Source organism: Enterobacter hormaechei subsp. xiangfangensis (assembly GCF_001729785.1).
GTDB classification, from domain to species: Bacteria; Pseudomonadota; Gammaproteobacteria; order Enterobacterales; family Enterobacteriaceae; genus Enterobacter; species Enterobacter hormaechei_C.
This window is the reverse complement of sequence record NZ_CP017183.1, coordinates 1687615-1703749: the sequence shown is the minus strand read 5'-3', so window position 1 is coordinate 1703749 and position 16135 is coordinate 1687615. Positions and strand designations below refer to the sequence as shown.

The following is a 16135-nucleotide window of genomic DNA, read 5'->3' as shown; positions in this document are numbered from 1 at the left end:
GACAGACATTTTGGCTATGCCTTAAAAAATGAGACAATAGCCTTTCAGGACGTTAGAACACAGGACAGACATGACCCAGTTACCGAAATTTACTGCCGCGCTTTTGCATCCCCGCTATTGGTTAACATGGTCAGGCATTGGCTTGTTGTGGCTAATTGTACAGCTGCCTTATCCCGTCATTTTCCGCATGGGTAAAGGGCTGGGTCGCATTGCTCAGCAGTTTATGAAGCGTCGCGCCAGGATCGCGTATCGCAACCTTGAGCTTTGCTTTCCTCAGATGAGTGAATCTGAGCGCCACGACATGGTGGTTAAAAACTTCGAATCTGTCGGCATGGGGCTGATGGAGACCGGTATGGCCTGGTTCTGGTCGGATAAGCGCATGGCGCGCTGGACGGAAGTGGCTGGGACCGGCATGGAGCCAGTGCATACTCTTCAGGCCAACCAGACTGGCGTCCTGCTGATTGGCGTTCATTTTCTGACGCTCGAAATTGGCGCACGCATGTTCGGCATGCAGGCGCCCGGTATTGGCGTTTATCGTCCTAACGATAATCCGGTGATCGATTTGATCCAGACCAACGGACGCATGCGCTCCAATAAAAGCATGATCGACCGAAAAGACCTGAAAGGGATGATCCGCGCCCTGAAATCAGGTGAGGTGGTCTGGTACGCCCCGGATCATGACTATGGCCCGCAATCCAGCGTGTTTGTTCCGTTCTTTGCGGTGGAAGATGCAGCGACGACCACCGGGACCTGGATGCTGGCGCGAATGTCCAAAGCGGCTATCGTGCCGTTTGTACCGCGCCGTAAACCAGACGGTTCAGGCTATCAGCTCATCATGCTGGAGCCGGAGCTCGCGCCACCGCTGATTGATGCGGAAACCACCGCCCGCTGGATGAACGGCGTTGTCGAGAAATGCATTATGCTCGCCCCGGAGCAGTACATGTGGCTGCATCGCCGCTTTAAAACCCGGCCTCAGGGCGTCCCTTCACGTTATTAACCTGCATGCGGCCATCCGGGCCGCATGTTGTTTTAGCTTTAAAAGCTCCCCGTCATTGCGGCAATCATACCCCGGGCGCATAATTAGCAGGCTTATTACCTCACTGGTCACGGTGCCCTGCACCTCATTATGCGGATAGTTATGTCCCCCACAGATGCTCCCATAAACTGGAAACGTAACCTGACGGTTGCGTGGCTGGGTTGTTTTCTTACTGGCGCCGCCTTTAGCCTGGTGATGCCTTTCCTGCCCCTCTACGTTGAACAGCTCGGCGTCACCGGACATAGCGCCCTGAATATGTGGTCCGGCCTGGTGTTCAGCATTACGTTCCTGTTCTCCGCCATTGCGTCGCCTTTCTGGGGTGGGCTGGCGGATCGCAAAGGCCGCAAAATTATGCTGCTGCGCTCCGCGCTCGGCATGGCGATCATTATGCTGCTGATGGGGATGGCGCAGAACGTCTGGCAGTTTCTGATATTACGCGCACTCCTGGGTCTGCTCGGGGGATTTATCCCTAACGCCAACGCCCTGATCGCCACCCAAATCCCGCGCCAGAAAAGCGGCTGGGCGTTGGGCACGCTCTCTACTGGCGGCGTAAGTGGCGCACTGCTGGGCCCGCTGGCGGGCGGGCTGCTCGCCGACCACTACGGACTGCGGCCGGTATTCTTCATTACCGCCAGCGTGCTGTTCCTCTGCTTCCTGGTGACGCTTATCTGTATCCGGGAGAATTTCGCGCCGGTAGCTAAAAAAGAGATGCTGCACGCCCGGGATGTACTGGCCTCGCTGAAAAACCCAAAGCTGGTGCTGAGTCTGTTTGTGACCACCATGATTATCCAGGTGGCCACCGGTTCAATCGCGCCTATTCTGACGCTCTATGTCCGCGATCTGGCGGGAAACGTCAGCAATATCGCCTTTATCAGCGGCCTGATCGCCTCTGTTCCCGGCGTGGCGGCGCTACTGAGCGCGCCGCGGCTCGGCAAGCTGGGAGACCGTATCGGCCCGGAAAAGATCCTGATCTGCGCCCTGATCGTCTCCGTCCTGCTGCTGATCCCCATGGCGATGGTGCAGTCTCCCTGGCAGCTCGGCGTCCTGCGCTTCCTGCTGGGGGCTGCCGATGGCGCACTGCTCCCGGCCGTGCAGACGCTGCTGGTCTATAATTCCACCAACCAGATAGCCGGTCGTATTTTCAGCTATAACCAGTCGTTTCGCGATCTGGGTAACGTCACCGGGCCGCTGGTCGGTGCGGGGATTTCAGCCAGTTTCGGTTTCCGGGCGGTCTTTATCGTGACAGCAGGCGTCGTGCTGTTCAACGCCGTTTATTCGTGGCTCAGCTTATCCCGGGCGCTACGCCCGGGGCGAATAAGACAACATCGTGACGGCTAATTTTCGCATTCATACTTGCAAAATCACATAATCAGCTATTCTTTCCCTGAATACCTTCACGAAAAACAGGGAGACACCAATGACCATGTACGCCACGCTGGAAGAAGCAATTGATGCCGCTCGCGAAGAGTTCCTCGCTGATAATCCCGGCATTGAGGAAGAAGATGCTGACGTGCAACAACTCAATATCCAAAAATACGTCCTACAGGACGGCGATATTATGTGGCAGGCCGAATTCTTTGCTGATGAAGGTGAAGATGGTGAATGTCTGCCGATACTGAGTGGTGAAGGTGCACAGGCGGTATTCGACGGCGACTATGACGAAATTGAGTTACGTCAGGAGTGGCTGGAAGAAAATACGCTGCACGAATGGGACGAAGGCGAGTTTCAGCTCGAACCGCCGCTGGATACCGAAGAGGGTCAGGCCGCAGCGGACGAATGGGACGAGCGATGAGCTCCCGTTACTCGTAAGGGCCGTGACTGGCATCAATGGGCAGCAGCAGGGTGTCGAAAATCAGCGAAAACGGCAGATCGAGTACGGTGAGATAGCGCCATGCAGAATCGCGAACGTCCCACTGTACGCCGGGGTAGTATTGATTCCCGTGGCCCTGCCCGGGGATGGTGCGGCTGATAATGCTGCCGCAGCCGCTGAGCAGGCATGCCATCATGACGACAATGATTACTTTCATGTCTGACCTCTAAAAAAATACCGGCGATTAAGCCGGTATTTCATTTGGCGGGTGGCGCTTCGCTTACCCGCCCTACTTAACAACTTACTTCGCCTTCAGTGCCAGCGGATTCAGCTTAACGTCCTTATAGTAGTTCACCCACGAAGAGTATCTCTCCGGCGCGGACCACACGCGGTAGTGAAGCCGTGCCATCGTCACCGGATCGCTCAACAGCACCAGACGACGGTCGCGGTTAAGCTTTTCTGGCGTCTCGTTCAGCGCCTGCTCAACGTGGCGATCGCGGGCGATCTCCAGCACCTGGCTGGCGCGGTGACGCGCCGTCGCCATCGCGGTTGCCAGCGCGTTGAATGACGGGTTAAACACGGCGTGCATAAAGCCATCATCCAGCGTGCGTTTGCGGTTCTGCTCCAGATAGGTATCGGTATCCACCAGCACCTGCGGCGGAGAATACTCTTCCGGGATCAGGAACAGCTTCCAGCGTTTGGTACGCAGGCCCACCGTGGAACGGCTGGAGATCACCGACACAAACGGCGACAGGATCAGCGAGAAGACGATTGGCGCCAGCCAGAACAGGAAACGCAGATCCAGCCAGGCCATACCAACGGCCCACACCAGGCCCAGCAGCAGCTGAGAGCCGTGGCGCATAAAGGCCTCACTCCACGGCGTAGAGTCATCGTCACGCTGCGGTGAATTCCACACCACTTCCCATCCCAGGAACGCGCTCACCACAAACACCGTATGGAACAGCATACGCACCGGCGCCAGCAGGACCGAGAACAGCACTTCCAGCAGCAGTGAAAGGGTCACGCGGCAGAAACCACCGTACTCCTTCGAACCTTTGCACCAGATCAGAATGATACTGAGCAGCTTAGGCAGGAACAGCAGCACCATGGTCGACGCGAACAGCGCAATCGCCAGCTCCGGACGCCACTGCGGCCACACCGGGAACAGCTGGCGCGGTTGCAGGAAGTATTGCGGCTCCGTCAGAGCATGCACAACCTGCAACGCGGTCGAGAGTGCCAGGAACATAAACCACAGCGGCGCAGACAGATAGGACATAACGCCCGTCAGGAACACCGCACGGTGAACAGGGTGCATCCCTTTCACCAGGAACAGGCGGAAGTTCATCAGGTTACCGTGACACCAGCGGCGGTCGCGTTTGAGCTCATCCAGCAGGTTCGGCGGCAGCTCTTCATACGAGCCAGGCAGATCGTAGGCAATCCAGACGCCCCACCCTGCACGACGCATCAGAGCAGCTTCCACAAAGTCATGCGACAGAATGGACCCGGCAAACGACCCTTCACCCGGCAGCGGCGCCAGGGCACAGTGCTCGATGAATGGCTTCACGCGGATAATGGCGTTGTGGCCCCAGTAGTGAGATTCACCCAGCTGCCAGAAGTGCAGACCGGCAGTAAACAGCGGCCCGTAGACGCGGGTCGCAAACTGCTGGCAGCGCGCATACAGCGTGTCCATACCTGACGCTTTTGGCGAGGACTGAATAATACCCGCGTTCGGGTTGGCTTCCATCAGACGGACCAGCCCGCTCAGGCAGTCGCCGCTCATCACGGAGTCCGCATCCAGAACCACCATGTAGCTGTACTGGTTACCCCAGCGACGACAGAAGTCATCAATGTTCCCGCTCTTACGCTTAACACGACGACGACGACGGCGGTAGAAGATCTGCCCTTCCCCCTGCACCTCGGCAATCAGCTCCATCCAGGCTTTTTGCTCTGCCACGCAAATATCCGGGTTGTAGCTGTCGCTCAGGATATAGACGTCGAAATGCGCCGCGTTACCGGTCGCCTTCACGGACTCCCAGGTGGCACGCAGCCCGGCGAATACGCGGTCAACGTCTTCGTTACAGATAGGCATGATCAGCGCGGTACGGTGCTCAGGATTGAGGGGTTCATCCCCGACCGTCGACGCGGAAATGCTGTATTTGTCACGCCCCATCAGCAGTTGCAGGAAGCCCATCAGCGCCGTCCAGAACCCGGCGGAGACCCAACAGAACAGCACGGCGAACAGCAGAAGAATGCCGCTCTGTAAAATATACGGCAGCAGCTGCATGAAGGAGACCCAGATATCCTGGCCAATCATGTCAGCAGGGTTAATCAACGCCCAGCCCTGGTACGGCAGAATGGTTTTCATGTACCAGGTGGCGACAACCGTCTGCGCCAGCGTCAGCAGTAGCAGAATGTAACGACGAATCGTTCCTACGGTACGCCATTTCTGCTCGGAGGCCTGCTGTTCTTTGGTCAGACGTGACAGATAGCGCGGTGTCACGTCACGCCCACGCAGACGATCCCAGAAGCGGCCCACCGGGTTGGTGCGCCACGGATCGGGGAACATGGAGGAACGCGTGGCCTTCGGCATCGCCTGTAGCTGGTCACGCCCTTCGTCATCCTTGATTAACTGCCCTTCTGCCAGCGAGTCCGGCCATGCCTGCTCCAGACGTGCCTTCACTGACCCCAGCGGCGTATCATCATCACGGGAAAAATGACGAAGTTCACCATCCAGCGCGGTGTGAACCGCGCGGATGTCGCTCGCAGGGAGCGCCGCTTTTTCAATGTCCGTCAGCGGCATGGCATCAATATATTCAGATGTATTATTCATTGGCAGGTAGCTGATAGCTCCAGGTTTCACTCAGCGGCTTATCGTTACTGACCAGCGCGGCGCGCATTTCAGTGGTCTGTTTCGGATCCTTCACCTTCACGCGCAGGGTCAAACGCCACCCTTTGGTGACCGGGTTGTACCGCACGGCGTTTTCAACGATTTCACCGTTATCGCCAATGCTGGCCTGTGCCGTCACGGCAGTATCCGGCGCCAGTTTTTTCATATCCTGCCCGGTGAAGTCCACGATAAATGCCAGCGTGCCATCCGGCTGACGAATCAGGTTGGACTGCTTCACGTCACCCGTTGAACGACGCGTCTGCATCACATACGCGTTATCCGGTGCGTGCAGCTTGTCTTCGTCACGGCTGAAGGTAATCGCATACTTGAAGTTCATCTCTTTACCGGCTTCAGGCAGCTGATCCGGTGTCCAGTACGCCACGATGTTATCGTTGGTTTCATCGTTGGTTGGAATTTCAACCAGCTCAACCTTACCTTTACCCCAGTCGCCTTTCGGCGTAACCCAGGCGCTTGGGCGCAGATCGTAGCGGTCATCCAGATCTTCAAAGCGGGAGAACTGACGGCCACGTTGCAGCAGACCAAAGCCCTGCGGGTTTTCCATCGCAAAGCTGCTGACCGCGAGGTGTTTCGGGTTGTTCAGCGGACGCCAGATCCACTCGCCGTTACCGGCATGGATGGAGAGGCCATTGGAATCATGCAGTTCAGGACGGAAATTGGTCGCCGGAGATGGCTGGTTCGGCCCAAACAGGAACATACTGGTCAGCGGTGCAACGCCCAGTTTGCCCACTTTATCGCGCAGGTAAACTTTAGACTGCACGTCAACCACCGTGTCACGCCCTGGCATGATCACGAAGCGATAAGCGCCGGTCGCACGAGGGGAGTCCAGCAGCGCATAAATTGTCAGACGTTTGTCGGTTGGTTTTGGACGTTCGATCCAGAACTCGCGAAAACGTGGAAATTCTTCACCTGATGGCAGCGCGGTATCAATTGCCAGACCGCGCGCAGAAAGCCCGTACACCTGCCCCGCGCCAATCACGCGGAAGTAGCTGGCGCCAAGCATGCTGACGATTTCATCGTTTTTATCTTTGCTGTTAATCGGATAAAGCACCTTGAAGCCTGCGAAGCCGAGGTCTTTCACCGTGTCTTTATCGTGTTGCACATCGCCAAAATTGAAGTAATCCGGGCTGTACTTGATTTTGCGTACCGCGGTCGCCGTCACTTCATTGATGGCAACTGGCGTGTCGAAGTACATACCCTGGTGGTAAAATTCAAGCTTGAACGGGGTTTTAATATTGTTCCAGTACGCTTTATCGTGATTGAACTGGATCTGCTGATAGTCCGCGTATTTCATGTCGCGGAAAACGGAGGGCAGGTTACTTTTTGGCGCTTCGTAGCTCTTGCCCGCCATCGATTTTGCCTGTTTTGCGACATCATCGATGTTAAAGGCCAGTGCAGATGAGGTATACAGTGACAACAGCACTGCTACACCCAACCAACGCATTTTCATCATTTGTGGTTTATGTTTCATAATAAGTAAGCACTTCCCCCTTTGTGTGCTTATATCGATCCGATCCATTTTAATGGAAACTCAGGCAATCCGACAACATTATCACTGCTTTGTTCAGCTCGCTGGCTCATGGATTAAGCAAATGAAAGAACCCGCTTTTCACTTTGCGTGCTTATCCTGGAGACAGGGTGTCGGTCTTGGTGTAGGGTTGGCTCCGAATGTAACCATTATGAGCCTTAGGGATAAGGCGAAAAGTCTGAGAATGCGCAAAGTTATATGAGCACAACCCCTGTACAACGTGAATATTTCCTCGACTCGATCCGCGCATGGCTCATGCTATTGGGGATCCCTTTTCATATTTCACTGATCTATTCCAGCCACACCTGGCACGTGAACAGCCAGATGCCCTCCTGGTGGCTGACGCTGTTTAATGATTTTATCCATGCCTTCCGCATGCAGGTGTTTTTTGTTATTTCCGGTTATTTCTCTTACATGCTCTTCTTGCGCTATCCCCTCAAGCGATGGTGGAAAGTGCGCGTGGAGCGCGTGGGCATACCGATGTTGACGGCCATTCCGCTGCTGACGCTGCCGCAGTTCATCATGTTGCAGCATGTTAAAGGCAAGGCGGAAAACTGGCCGAATCTCTCCTTCTATGAGAAATACAACACCCTGGTCTGGGAGCTTATTTCCCACCTCTGGTTCCTGCTGGTACTGGTGGTGCTAACCACGGTGAGTTTGCTGATCTTCAGCCAGCTGCGTCAGCGCGCGAGCACCGCATCCTCGACCTTCTTCGCCAACATCACCCTGGGCAAGCTGTCGCTGCTGTTTCTTGCGCTGGGGGTCGCGTATGCCGCCGTCAGGCGTACCCTGCTCATTGTCTACCCTCCCATTCTGAGCGATGGGCTGTTTAATTTCGTGGTGATGCAGACCCTGTTCTACATTCCCTTCTTCCTGATTGGGGCGCTGGCATTTATTCATCCCCGGCTTAAAGCGCTGTTTACCACCCCCTCTCCCTGGTGTGCGGTGGGTGCTGCGCTGGCCTTTGCCGCCTATCTTCTCAATCAGCGCTATGGCAGCGGGGACGCGTGGATGTATGAGACAGAGAGCGTGATAACGATGCTGATGGGCCTGTGGATGGTGAACGTGGTGTTCGCCCTTGGCCATCGTCTGCTGAATTTTAAATCCAGTCGCGTCACCTATTTCGTTAATGCTTCGCTGTTTATCTACCTGGTTCACCATCCGCTGACGCTGTTTTTCGGGGCGTACATTACGCCGCATATCGCCTCGAATGCGCTGGGCTTCTTCACCGGCCTGGTCTTTGTGGTTGGCATTGCCATCGTGTTGTATGAAATCCACCTGCGGATCCCGCTTTTGCGTTTCCTGTTCTCAGGCAAACCTCAGGTTAAAGCGGGATAACAAAACGGCGCCTCCAGGGCGCCGTTTTTGCACTTCAGACATCAAAATGCCTGGCTGCGCGCGGTCAAAATCCGCTGATACAGGTCGGCGGTGTGCTCATCGAAACAGACAAAAATGACTTTTTCCGGCATGGGTTTGAGGGAAAGGTAGTGATAAACGGTATTCACGGCGATCGTAGCTGCTGCTTCCTTTGGATAACCGAACACCCCGGTGCTAATGGCGGGGAACGCCATGGTCTTATACCCGTTATCCGCCGCAAGCCGCAGGCAGTTACGATACGCCTGCTCCAGAATCTCAGCCTCATGGCGGTCGCCACCGTGCCAGACGGGTCCAACGGTATGGATCACCGCTTTGGCCGGGAGATCGCCCGCAAGCGTAATAACAGCATGCCCCGGCGGGCACTCTCCCTGCTGCTGACGCACGGTTTTGCATGCTTCAAGGAGTTGAGGGCCTGCGGCCCGGTGAATGGCACCGTCTACCCCGCCACCACCCATCAGGGAGGAATTGGCTGCGTTGACGATCACGTCAACGCGCACCGTCGTGATATCGCCATGAATAACGTCGATTTGCGGTCTCATAAACACCCTCTGCAACCCGCCTTTTTCACCAGTGTATCGCAGAGGGAGAAGGAGAAAAACTGCCGCGAAAAAAACGTCGGTTAGCGGTAATCCACCTGAACGACCGCAAGCGTTTTCTGTTCATTCAGGTATTTCATGCTGACAGCGGCCAGAGCTGAATGAGGATGATGGCCCCGGAGCGCCTCGTCATAACTGATGGTATGCGTTTTCATACGGTTATTTTCCGGACAGGAGATCGCAAACTGCTGATGCCGGGGCGTGACTTCGCACGGGTCAGCGACCACCGCGCCACGAAAATGAATCACCCCACCATTTTCTATAGTTGCTGAATAAGCCGGAGAAAAAAAAGAGGACAGGATCAGTCCCAGACCAGAAATAATACACGCTGCGGATTTGAACATTATTTGTACTCCTCAATGAAATTCGTCCTTGAGGGGTAAAAACGCTCCGTTATGAAGTATCAATTTAAGCAACCCGATGACTGGGTTCTTGATATCAGCATAGCTTACCTGTGCAGCGCCGCCACTTTATTAAATCATTGATTTCATGAATTATTAAAGCGCACTTACCGGTGCGTTCCACTGCTGTGATAAATGAAGCGATTTTCCATCGGAAACGGTGACGATTATTTTTACCGCATCCCCTGAGCGAATATTTAAACTGATTCGCGTTAAATCAATCGGCTGATTAGCGGGTATAAAAAGAGTATTTTTCTGCCGCGATGTACTTTGTCCCCCCTGCCCCTGTCGGACAGATAACACCTCAACCTGACATTCGCAAGCGTCTGCCAGCGTGACCTGAGGAATAATGGTTGTCATATTTGCCTGCTGTGAGGTGCTGAACGTTATCTGGCTGGCAAGCGCGGCAAGGAGAATGAAGGTGCTCATGAGATCCTCCCGAAAAAAAACAGGGCGCATGCCCTGTTTTTTGGTACAGAAATGAATCAGTACTGGTGTGCGGTCGCGTTGTTGCCAAAGCCAACCTGGTGCACAGTCACCGTTGAGCCGGACGCTGTCTGGTCTACCGCCGCGCCGTTGCCGCCGCCGAACTGTTTCACGTTGATAACAGAGTCTTTGCTATTCCACTGGTCGATGGTGGCGCTGTTACCAAAGCCTTTTTGCAGCAGATCGATAGAACTGTCATCAGAGCCCTGGCCAACATCTGCGCCGTTACCACCACCATGCTGGGTAATGGTCAATTCAGAATCTCGGGCGTCCGTCTGCAAAGCAAGCGCGGAGTTACCGCCGCCGTACTGGTAAATGCTCAGGGTTGAGTCAGGGCCGTTATTGCCGCCACCCCAGCCACCACCGTGGCCGCCGCCAAATTGTGGTACCGCACCTGCGAAAGCACTGCCAGAAACTACGATTGCTGCAATAACTGCCACTTTGAAAAGTTTCATGGTAAACCCCCATCGGATTGATTAAGGCGTCACACATCGCTAACGTTGAATAACGCGAATAGCCATTTGCGACTGTCTCTGCACTACAACTGCTGTTTTCTGCGTACCATACTGCGTTATATTCGCCCTGTTACCCGAGCCTTTCTGGATAATCATGGCGGTGTTGCCAAAAGCGCCCTGCTTAATACTCGCATCGTTGCCGTTGCCGGTCTGATCGATATAAGCAAGGTTATACGTCCCTGACTGATCAACATTCGCGCGGTTATTCCCGCCCTCCTGAGAAATAACGGACAGCAATTTAGAACCGCCCTGGCGTACATCAGAATTATTTCCTGAACCCTGTTGACCAATAATGGCTGCCTGATTGTATGAAGCTTTACTTAATTCATTTATCGCAAAATTATATTCAGAACTGGCTAAATCTGAATCACCTGCGATTACAAACCCAGGCGCACCCAGTAATGTAAACATCATAAACAACGTTTTGTTTTTCATGCTGTCACCCTGGACCTGGCTATAAAAAAGTATCTCTTGCTCCGTTAACGCGATTCGTTTTGTTAACGCCGCGTTACGGAAAAGAGTATGTCTGCCGAAACATGTTTAATATCTCACCCGTGCGCCTTATTTTTATATTCTCCTTCACCTCAAAGTCGTAAATCTCGCCTGAAACGACGGGATACACGCCTAAAGCAGAAACCAAAAATGTCTTCCTGCGCTTGTACAACAGCGAGACAGACTGTCCAACCTGCACCGGCTTCTTCAGACAAAAAAGACAATGCCCTTTGCCACGCGCGTGACACGAAGCAAGTTTTCTTAAGAAAAAATTCTGGCTTAGGGAAGTCTTATGTTTTTAGCAGAGATCATACTTTTTACCGGCTGGCTTAGAATAATACAAAGCCAAATAATTCAACCCATTATAATATACTTTATGGTTTTTAAAATCTGTGCACGTTTATACACATGTACAACTTTCCCCTTATCTTAAAATCTATTAGCCCTGAAATATACACAAATTAATATCGAATTTTACATTCTGTTACACGATTAACACTTGCTTTAAAGTTTGCAATAGCTAGATTGAAAACAGCAGTACGTTATTTGTTTTTAATTTTACCGCCTCCTTTGGAGGAAGGTTTTTTAACTACACACAGCAGTGCCACACCTGTCAGTACCTCTGGTGCCCTTTTCAATAATACGAGGGCAACTGCCGGGTGTCATAAATAACGTGGGGTTTCATCATGTTTAATGAAGTCCATAGCTTACCCGGTCATACATTATTGTTGATCACAAAACCTTCCTTACAAGCGACAGCGTTATTGCAGCATTTAAAGCAATGCCTGTCTCTTAACGGGAAACTGCATAATATTCAACGTTCTTTTGATGATATCGCTTCTGGCAGCATCATTCTTCTCGATATGATGGAAGCGGATAAAAAACTCATTCATTACTGGCAAGATAATTTAAGCAGGAAAAACAATAATATCCGCGTATTGTTATTAAATACGCCTGATGAGTATCCTTTCCGCGAAATTGAGAGCTGGCCGCATATTAACGGCGTGTTTTACGTCACTGAAGAAGAAAACCGTGTCGTGGAGGGTTTGCAGGGCATATTGCGGGGGGAGTGTTATTTCTCGCAGAAACTGGCCAGCTACCTCATTACCCACTCCGGAAATTATCGCTATAACAGTTCGGAATCAGCCCTTCTGACGCACCGTGAGAAAGAGATCCTGAACAAACTGCGTATTGGTGCTTCAAATATTGAAATCGCCCGTTCGTTATTTATCAGCGAAAATACGGTTAAGACGCATCTTTATAATCTTTTCAAAAAGATAGCTGTTAAAAATCGCACGCAGGCGGTGTCGTGGGCAAACGATAACCTCAGGCGTTAATAGCATGAAACGCACCTTAAGTTGGATTGCCGCCGCAGGCATTATGCTTGCTGCCGGAAACCTTCAGGCTGTTGAGGTAGAAGTTCCCGGACTGTTAACCGACCACACCGTCACCTCTGTCGGACACGATTTTTATCGTGCCTTCAGCGATAAGTGGGAAAGCGATTATCCGGGTAACTTAACCATCAACGAACGGCCCAGTGCGCGGTGGGGAAGCTGGATCACAATAACCGCTAATCAGGACGTTATTTACCAGACTTTTTTATTCCCAACGAAAAGAGACTTCGATCAGAACGTCGCTTTCGCGCTGGCACAAACAGAAGAAGCTATTAACCGCCTACAGTTAGACAAAGCCCTTTTGAGCACAGGCGATTTAGCAAAAGATGAGTTCTAACAACGATACCAATTTCGGAGGCTGTAATGCGTCTCGCACACACAGTGATTTCGTTAATGCTCATTGCGCCGTTGAGCTGGGCCGGAAATATGACATTCCAGTTCCGCAACCCTAATTTTGGCGGCAACCCGAATAACGGAGCCTTTATGCTTAACCAGGCTCAGGCTCAAAACTCCTATAAAGACCCCAGCTATGACGATGATTTCGGTATCGAGACCCCGTCAGCCCTGGATAATTTTACTCAGGCCATCCAGTCGCAAATATTAGGTGGCTTATTAACTAACATTAATACCGGAAAACCCGGCCGGATGGTCACTAACGACTTTATCGTCGATATTGCCAATAAAGACGGGCAGCTTCAGTTAAATGTGACAGACCGAAAAACCGGTAAAACGTCGACAATCCAGGTTTCCGGTTTGCAGACCAGTTCAACTGATTTCTAAACAACCCCGAAATAAGGACAATTATTATGCAGCGCTTTTTTATTTTAGTTGCAGTGTGCTTATTAAGCGGTTGTTTAACTGCCCCGCCAAAAGAAGCCGCTAAACCCACCCTGATGCCTCGTGCCCAGAGCTATCGGGATCTGACGCATCTGCCGGTCCCAACCGGAAAGATATTCGTCTCGGTGTATAACATTCAGGATGAGACGGGTCAGTTCAAACCGTATCCGGCCAGTAACTTCTCGACAGCCGTACCGCAGAGCGCCACCGCGATGCTGGTTACCGCCCTGAAAGATTCTCGCTGGTTTATCCCGCTGGAACGTCAGGGGCTGCAAAACCTGCTTAACGAACGAAAAATCATTCGTGCCGCGCAGGAGAATGGTACCGTTGGCGTCAATAACCGCATGCCGCTACAGTCTCTCACCGCAGCCAATATCATGGTGGAAGGCTCGATTATCGGCTACGAAAGTAACGTGAAATCGGGTGGCGCGGGTGCGCGTTACTTTGGCATCGGGGCCGACACGCAGTATCAGCTGGACCAGATTGCCGTCAACCTGCGCGTGGTTAACGTGAGCACGGGTGAGATATTATCCTCGGTGACCACCAGCAAAACGATTCTCTCTTATGAAGTGCAGGCCGGGGTATTCCGCTTTATCGATTACCAGCGTCTGCTGGAGGGTGAAATTGGCTATACCTCTAACGAGCCGGTCATGCTGTGTCTGATGTCGGCCATCGAAACCGGCGTGATTTTCCTGATTAATGACGGTATCGATCGCGGCTTGTGGGATCTTCAGAATAAAAGTGACGTGAGTAATGCGGTGCTGGTGAAATATCGTGAGATGTCGGTGCCGCCAGAGTCATAATCAGCGGCGCAAAAAAAAGGCGAGAATTCCGTCTCGCCTTTTTTTATTTACTTACCGCAGGAACGCTCTGGCTCTTCTCGCGTCGGGCCGCAAGCCAAAGGCCGCTGTTCTTCATGGCGTAGCCAAACAGTAACCCCAGCATGAGCGAAGGGACCACCAGCTTCCAGTCCCCCTGCCCTGCAAAGGTCGCGCAGGCACCCATGAATGTGCCGGGCACAAAGGACAACAGCAGATGTTTTGCCTGAACGCACATCAGGAAGGCCACAATGCCGGTCATGGCGTACCCCAGGATTTCAAGATGCGGCGCCAGCGCGCTGCCTTTCATAATGACCAGCGCCCAGACCACGCCACTCAGTAACGTGCAGCCTGAAATAAAGAGCCCCTTGAGACCACCCTGCGGGCAGGCGAAATAGGCCGTGCAGCCAAGAAAACCAGCCCAGCTCAACAAGCCGAGAGAAACAGCCACCCAACTCCAGAGGCCGGAGAGGATGCCAGTCGTGATTGCAATACAAAGTAATATGTTCATGGTGCGCATCTTAGCAGATGCGCACCATAGAAATGAGATCAGAAGCACATTACGTGCAAGTTGAAATGTATCGTTGCAGGATTTTTGTGATTCAAGTCACTCTTCGTTCTCTTCTTCCAGCTCGTCCCACATAGCAGCGATAGCGTCACGCGTCAGCGGAGCCAGCGTTCTCCAGAATGGCGAAGTGGCGTGGGCTTCCACTTTACCCAGGAAGGTGCCAACCCACGGCAGCAGATACGTTTCGAACAGGGTCTCAATCGCCTCGTTCTCATCATCACCTGCATTATCTTCAATCCAGGAGGCCGCCAGCAGCAGGGTACCGATATGATCGGCAGGCATATCCGTCAGCGGCATGCCGCGTTCTGAAAGAAACGCCCGAACTTCCGCTTCGGTCGCACCTTCCTGCCAGGCAGAACGATACGGCGACACGCGACACTCTTCCCCCACAAACAGCGCGTTGTAATCCGTTGAAATCTGCTGCATATCGCAGCTTTTTTGCAAGCGTTCCAGCAATTCATCCTGTTCCAGCGGCCAGCTCTGCGCCAGTTTACCTTCACGAATCAGGGTAAACAGCGGAACCAGCAGCGGATCCTGCGGCTGGCGGTAATATAAGGTGCCCAGCACGCGGCAAAGGATGGAAAACTCATTCATGTTTTTATTCCGTTATTAATTAAAGATCGGCAAATTCATCAATCGGCGCCATGCCGCGCGACTCAAGGAAGTCGAGCATACGACGCGGCGTGACGTTCAGGATCTGTTCTTCCGGGAAATTCACGTCCCGCAATATTTTCAGGCACTCGCTGAAATCCCCCAGCGTGAAGGCCGTGTGTGAATCAGAGCCCAGCGCCACCATGCCGCCCGCGTCACGCACGGCCGCCGCCACTTCGCGGCAGTTGGCTTCACTGCCCTTACGCGAGTGAACAAAGGAGGAGTTGTTAATCTCCAGCGCCACGCGGTGCTTCGCTGCCGCCTGCGCCACGGCCTGAATATCAATCGGGTATTTCGGATTTCCCGGGTGGCTGATAATGTGCACGTTGCCGCTGGCAATAGTGGCAATCATCGCTGCGGTGTTGGTCTCTTTATCCTGGGGCGCAAAGACCGGCTCATGGAAGCCAGCGAGGATCAGATCTAAAGAGGTCAGCATCGGGCCGGTGCAGTCAATTTCACCGTCGGTATTTTTGATGTTCGCTTCGATGCCGCGCAGTATCCCAATACCGTCCACCAGGCGTGGCCAGATACGCATATTCACAAAATGCCAGTAGTGCGGCGCATCCGCCATATCCGGACCGTGATCGGTTATCGCAAACAGTTTGATGCCTTTCAGCTTCGCCTGAGCGATATAATCATGGAGGTTACTGTAAGCGTGGGTACTGGCGACGGTGTGCATATGCAGGTCAACGGGATACATCTTTCTCTCCTCTGCGGTTTT

At 53.1% G+C, this 16135-nt stretch carries 19 protein-coding genes; 8 read left to right on the top strand and 11 right to left on the bottom strand.

The genetic code is table 11. The features are described from left to right. Nucleotides 1-70 precede the first annotated feature (70 nt). From BFV63_RS08005 to BFV63_RS07995, 3 genes are all read left to right on the top strand, one after another. Nucleotides 71-997 carry a Kdo(2)-lipid IV(A) acyltransferase gene (locus BFV63_RS08005; protein ID WP_003858019.1) on the top strand — a complete coding sequence of 309 codons (927 nt, stop codon included), beginning with the start codon at nucleotides 71-73 and terminating at the stop codon, nucleotides 995-997. A gap of 141 nt (nucleotides 998-1138) precedes the next feature. After that, nucleotides 1139-2374, top strand: coding sequence for a multidrug efflux MFS transporter MdtG (mdtG, locus tag BFV63_RS08000; RefSeq protein ID WP_023324444.1), 1236 nt, complete (start codon nucleotides 1139-1141; stop codon nucleotides 2372-2374). Between the two features lie 79 nt (nucleotides 2375-2453). Then, complete coding sequence (locus BFV63_RS07995; RefSeq protein ID WP_003858026.1) at nucleotides 2454-2828, top strand: MysB family protein; 375 nt, start codon at nucleotides 2454-2456, stop codon at nucleotides 2826-2828. A 7-nt stretch (nucleotides 2829-2835) separates the two neighbouring features. Here the strand turns inward: BFV63_RS07995 and BFV63_RS07990 are convergent, their stop codons facing one another. The 3 genes from BFV63_RS07990 to mdoG form a co-directional block, all read right to left on the bottom strand. After that, the gene (locus BFV63_RS07990) at nucleotides 2836-3063 is read right to left on the bottom strand and encodes a YceK/YidQ family lipoprotein (protein WP_003858030.1); all 228 of its coding nucleotides are present in this window, start codon (nucleotides 3061-3063) and stop codon (nucleotides 2836-2838) included. An 84-nt stretch (nucleotides 3064-3147) separates the two neighbouring features. Beyond that, a complete protein-coding gene (mdoH, locus tag BFV63_RS07985) occupies nucleotides 3148-5676 on the bottom strand; it encodes a glucans biosynthesis glucosyltransferase MdoH (RefSeq protein WP_069597474.1) in 2529 nt (842 codons plus the stop codon). Continuing rightward, nucleotides 5669-7222: a glucans biosynthesis protein MdoG gene (mdoG, locus tag BFV63_RS07980; protein WP_015570847.1), complete on the bottom strand. Its 1554-nt coding sequence runs from the start codon at nucleotides 7220-7222 to the stop codon at nucleotides 5669-5671. Before mdoG ends, mdoH begins: the two co-directional genes overlap by 8 nt. 255 nt (nucleotides 7223-7477) lie before the next feature. Between mdoG and mdoC the strand changes: the two genes are divergently transcribed. Next, nucleotides 7478-8617 carry a glucans biosynthesis protein MdoC gene (gene mdoC, locus BFV63_RS07975; protein WP_017384749.1) on the top strand — a complete coding sequence of 380 codons (1140 nt, stop codon included), beginning with the start codon at nucleotides 7478-7480 and terminating at the stop codon, nucleotides 8615-8617. A gap of 41 nt (nucleotides 8618-8658) precedes the next feature. Here the strand turns inward: mdoC and ymdB are convergent, their stop codons facing one another. The 5 genes from ymdB to csgB all read right to left on the bottom strand — a co-directional run bounded on the left by ymdB (nucleotide 8659) and on the right by csgB (nucleotide 11089). Further along, nucleotides 8659-9195: an O-acetyl-ADP-ribose deacetylase gene (ymdB, locus tag BFV63_RS07970; protein ID WP_023324442.1), complete on the bottom strand. Its 537-nt coding sequence runs from the start codon at nucleotides 9193-9195 to the stop codon at nucleotides 8659-8661. Between the two features lie 80 nt (nucleotides 9196-9275). Then, nucleotides 9276-9596 (bottom strand): YmdA family protein, encoded by a 321-nt coding sequence (locus tag BFV63_RS07965; RefSeq protein ID WP_003858038.1) that lies wholly within the window; start codon nucleotides 9594-9596, stop codon nucleotides 9276-9278. Nucleotides 9597-9749: 153 nt separating this feature from the next. Continuing rightward, nucleotides 9750-10082 carry a curli assembly chaperone CsgC gene (csgC, locus tag BFV63_RS07960; protein WP_003858040.1) on the bottom strand — a complete coding sequence of 111 codons (333 nt, stop codon included), beginning with the start codon at nucleotides 10080-10082 and terminating at the stop codon, nucleotides 9750-9752. A gap of 56 nt (nucleotides 10083-10138) precedes the next feature. Continuing rightward, nucleotides 10139-10594, bottom strand: coding sequence for a curli major subunit CsgA (gene csgA / locus BFV63_RS07955; RefSeq protein WP_003858043.1), 456 nt, complete (start codon nucleotides 10592-10594; stop codon nucleotides 10139-10141). Nucleotides 10595-10633: 39 nt separating this feature from the next. Beyond that, nucleotides 10634-11089: a curli minor subunit CsgB gene (gene csgB / locus BFV63_RS07950; RefSeq protein ID WP_023315797.1), complete on the bottom strand. Its 456-nt coding sequence runs from the start codon at nucleotides 11087-11089 to the stop codon at nucleotides 10634-10636. A 743-nt stretch (nucleotides 11090-11832) separates the two neighbouring features. On the opposite strand from csgB, the gene csgD reads away from it, so the two are divergent. Genes csgD through csgG form a run of 4 tightly spaced genes read left to right on the top strand, consistent with a single transcriptional unit; the run spans nucleotide 11833 to nucleotide 14180 of the window. Next, a complete protein-coding gene (gene csgD, locus BFV63_RS07940) occupies nucleotides 11833-12483 on the top strand; it encodes a biofilm master transcriptional regulator CsgD (protein ID WP_003858049.1) in 651 nt (216 codons plus the stop codon). A 4-nt stretch (nucleotides 12484-12487) separates the two neighbouring features. Next, nucleotides 12488-12877, top strand: a complete 390-nt coding sequence (gene csgE, locus BFV63_RS07935) for a curli production assembly/transport protein CsgE (protein WP_003858052.1) — start codon at nucleotides 12488-12490, stop codon at nucleotides 12875-12877. Nucleotides 12878-12903: 26 nt separating this feature from the next. Further along, on the top strand, nucleotides 12904-13320 hold the full coding sequence (gene csgF, locus BFV63_RS07930) for a curli production assembly/transport protein CsgF (RefSeq protein WP_003858054.1): 417 nt from the start codon (nucleotides 12904-12906) through the stop codon (nucleotides 13318-13320). Nucleotides 13321-13346: 26 nt separating this feature from the next. Further along, the gene (csgG, locus tag BFV63_RS07925) at nucleotides 13347-14180 is read left to right on the top strand and encodes a curli production assembly/transport protein CsgG (protein WP_003858055.1); all 834 of its coding nucleotides are present in this window, start codon (nucleotides 13347-13349) and stop codon (nucleotides 14178-14180) included. A gap of 43 nt (nucleotides 14181-14223) precedes the next feature. Here the strand turns inward: csgG and BFV63_RS07920 are convergent, their stop codons facing one another. The 3 genes from BFV63_RS07920 to BFV63_RS07910 form a co-directional block, all read right to left on the bottom strand. After that, nucleotides 14224-14706, bottom strand: coding sequence for a DUF1097 domain-containing protein (locus BFV63_RS07920; RefSeq protein WP_057979956.1), 483 nt, complete (start codon nucleotides 14704-14706; stop codon nucleotides 14224-14226). Nucleotides 14707-14802: 96 nt separating this feature from the next. Next, entirely contained in the window at nucleotides 14803-15357 is a 555-nt protein-coding gene (locus BFV63_RS07915; RefSeq protein ID WP_003858059.1) for a TorD/DmsD family molecular chaperone, read from the bottom strand. A 19-nt stretch (nucleotides 15358-15376) separates the two neighbouring features. Beyond that, the gene (locus BFV63_RS07910) at nucleotides 15377-16114 is read right to left on the bottom strand and encodes a phosphatase (protein WP_003858061.1); all 738 of its coding nucleotides are present in this window, start codon (nucleotides 16112-16114) and stop codon (nucleotides 15377-15379) included. Nucleotides 16115-16135 lie beyond the last annotated feature (21 nt).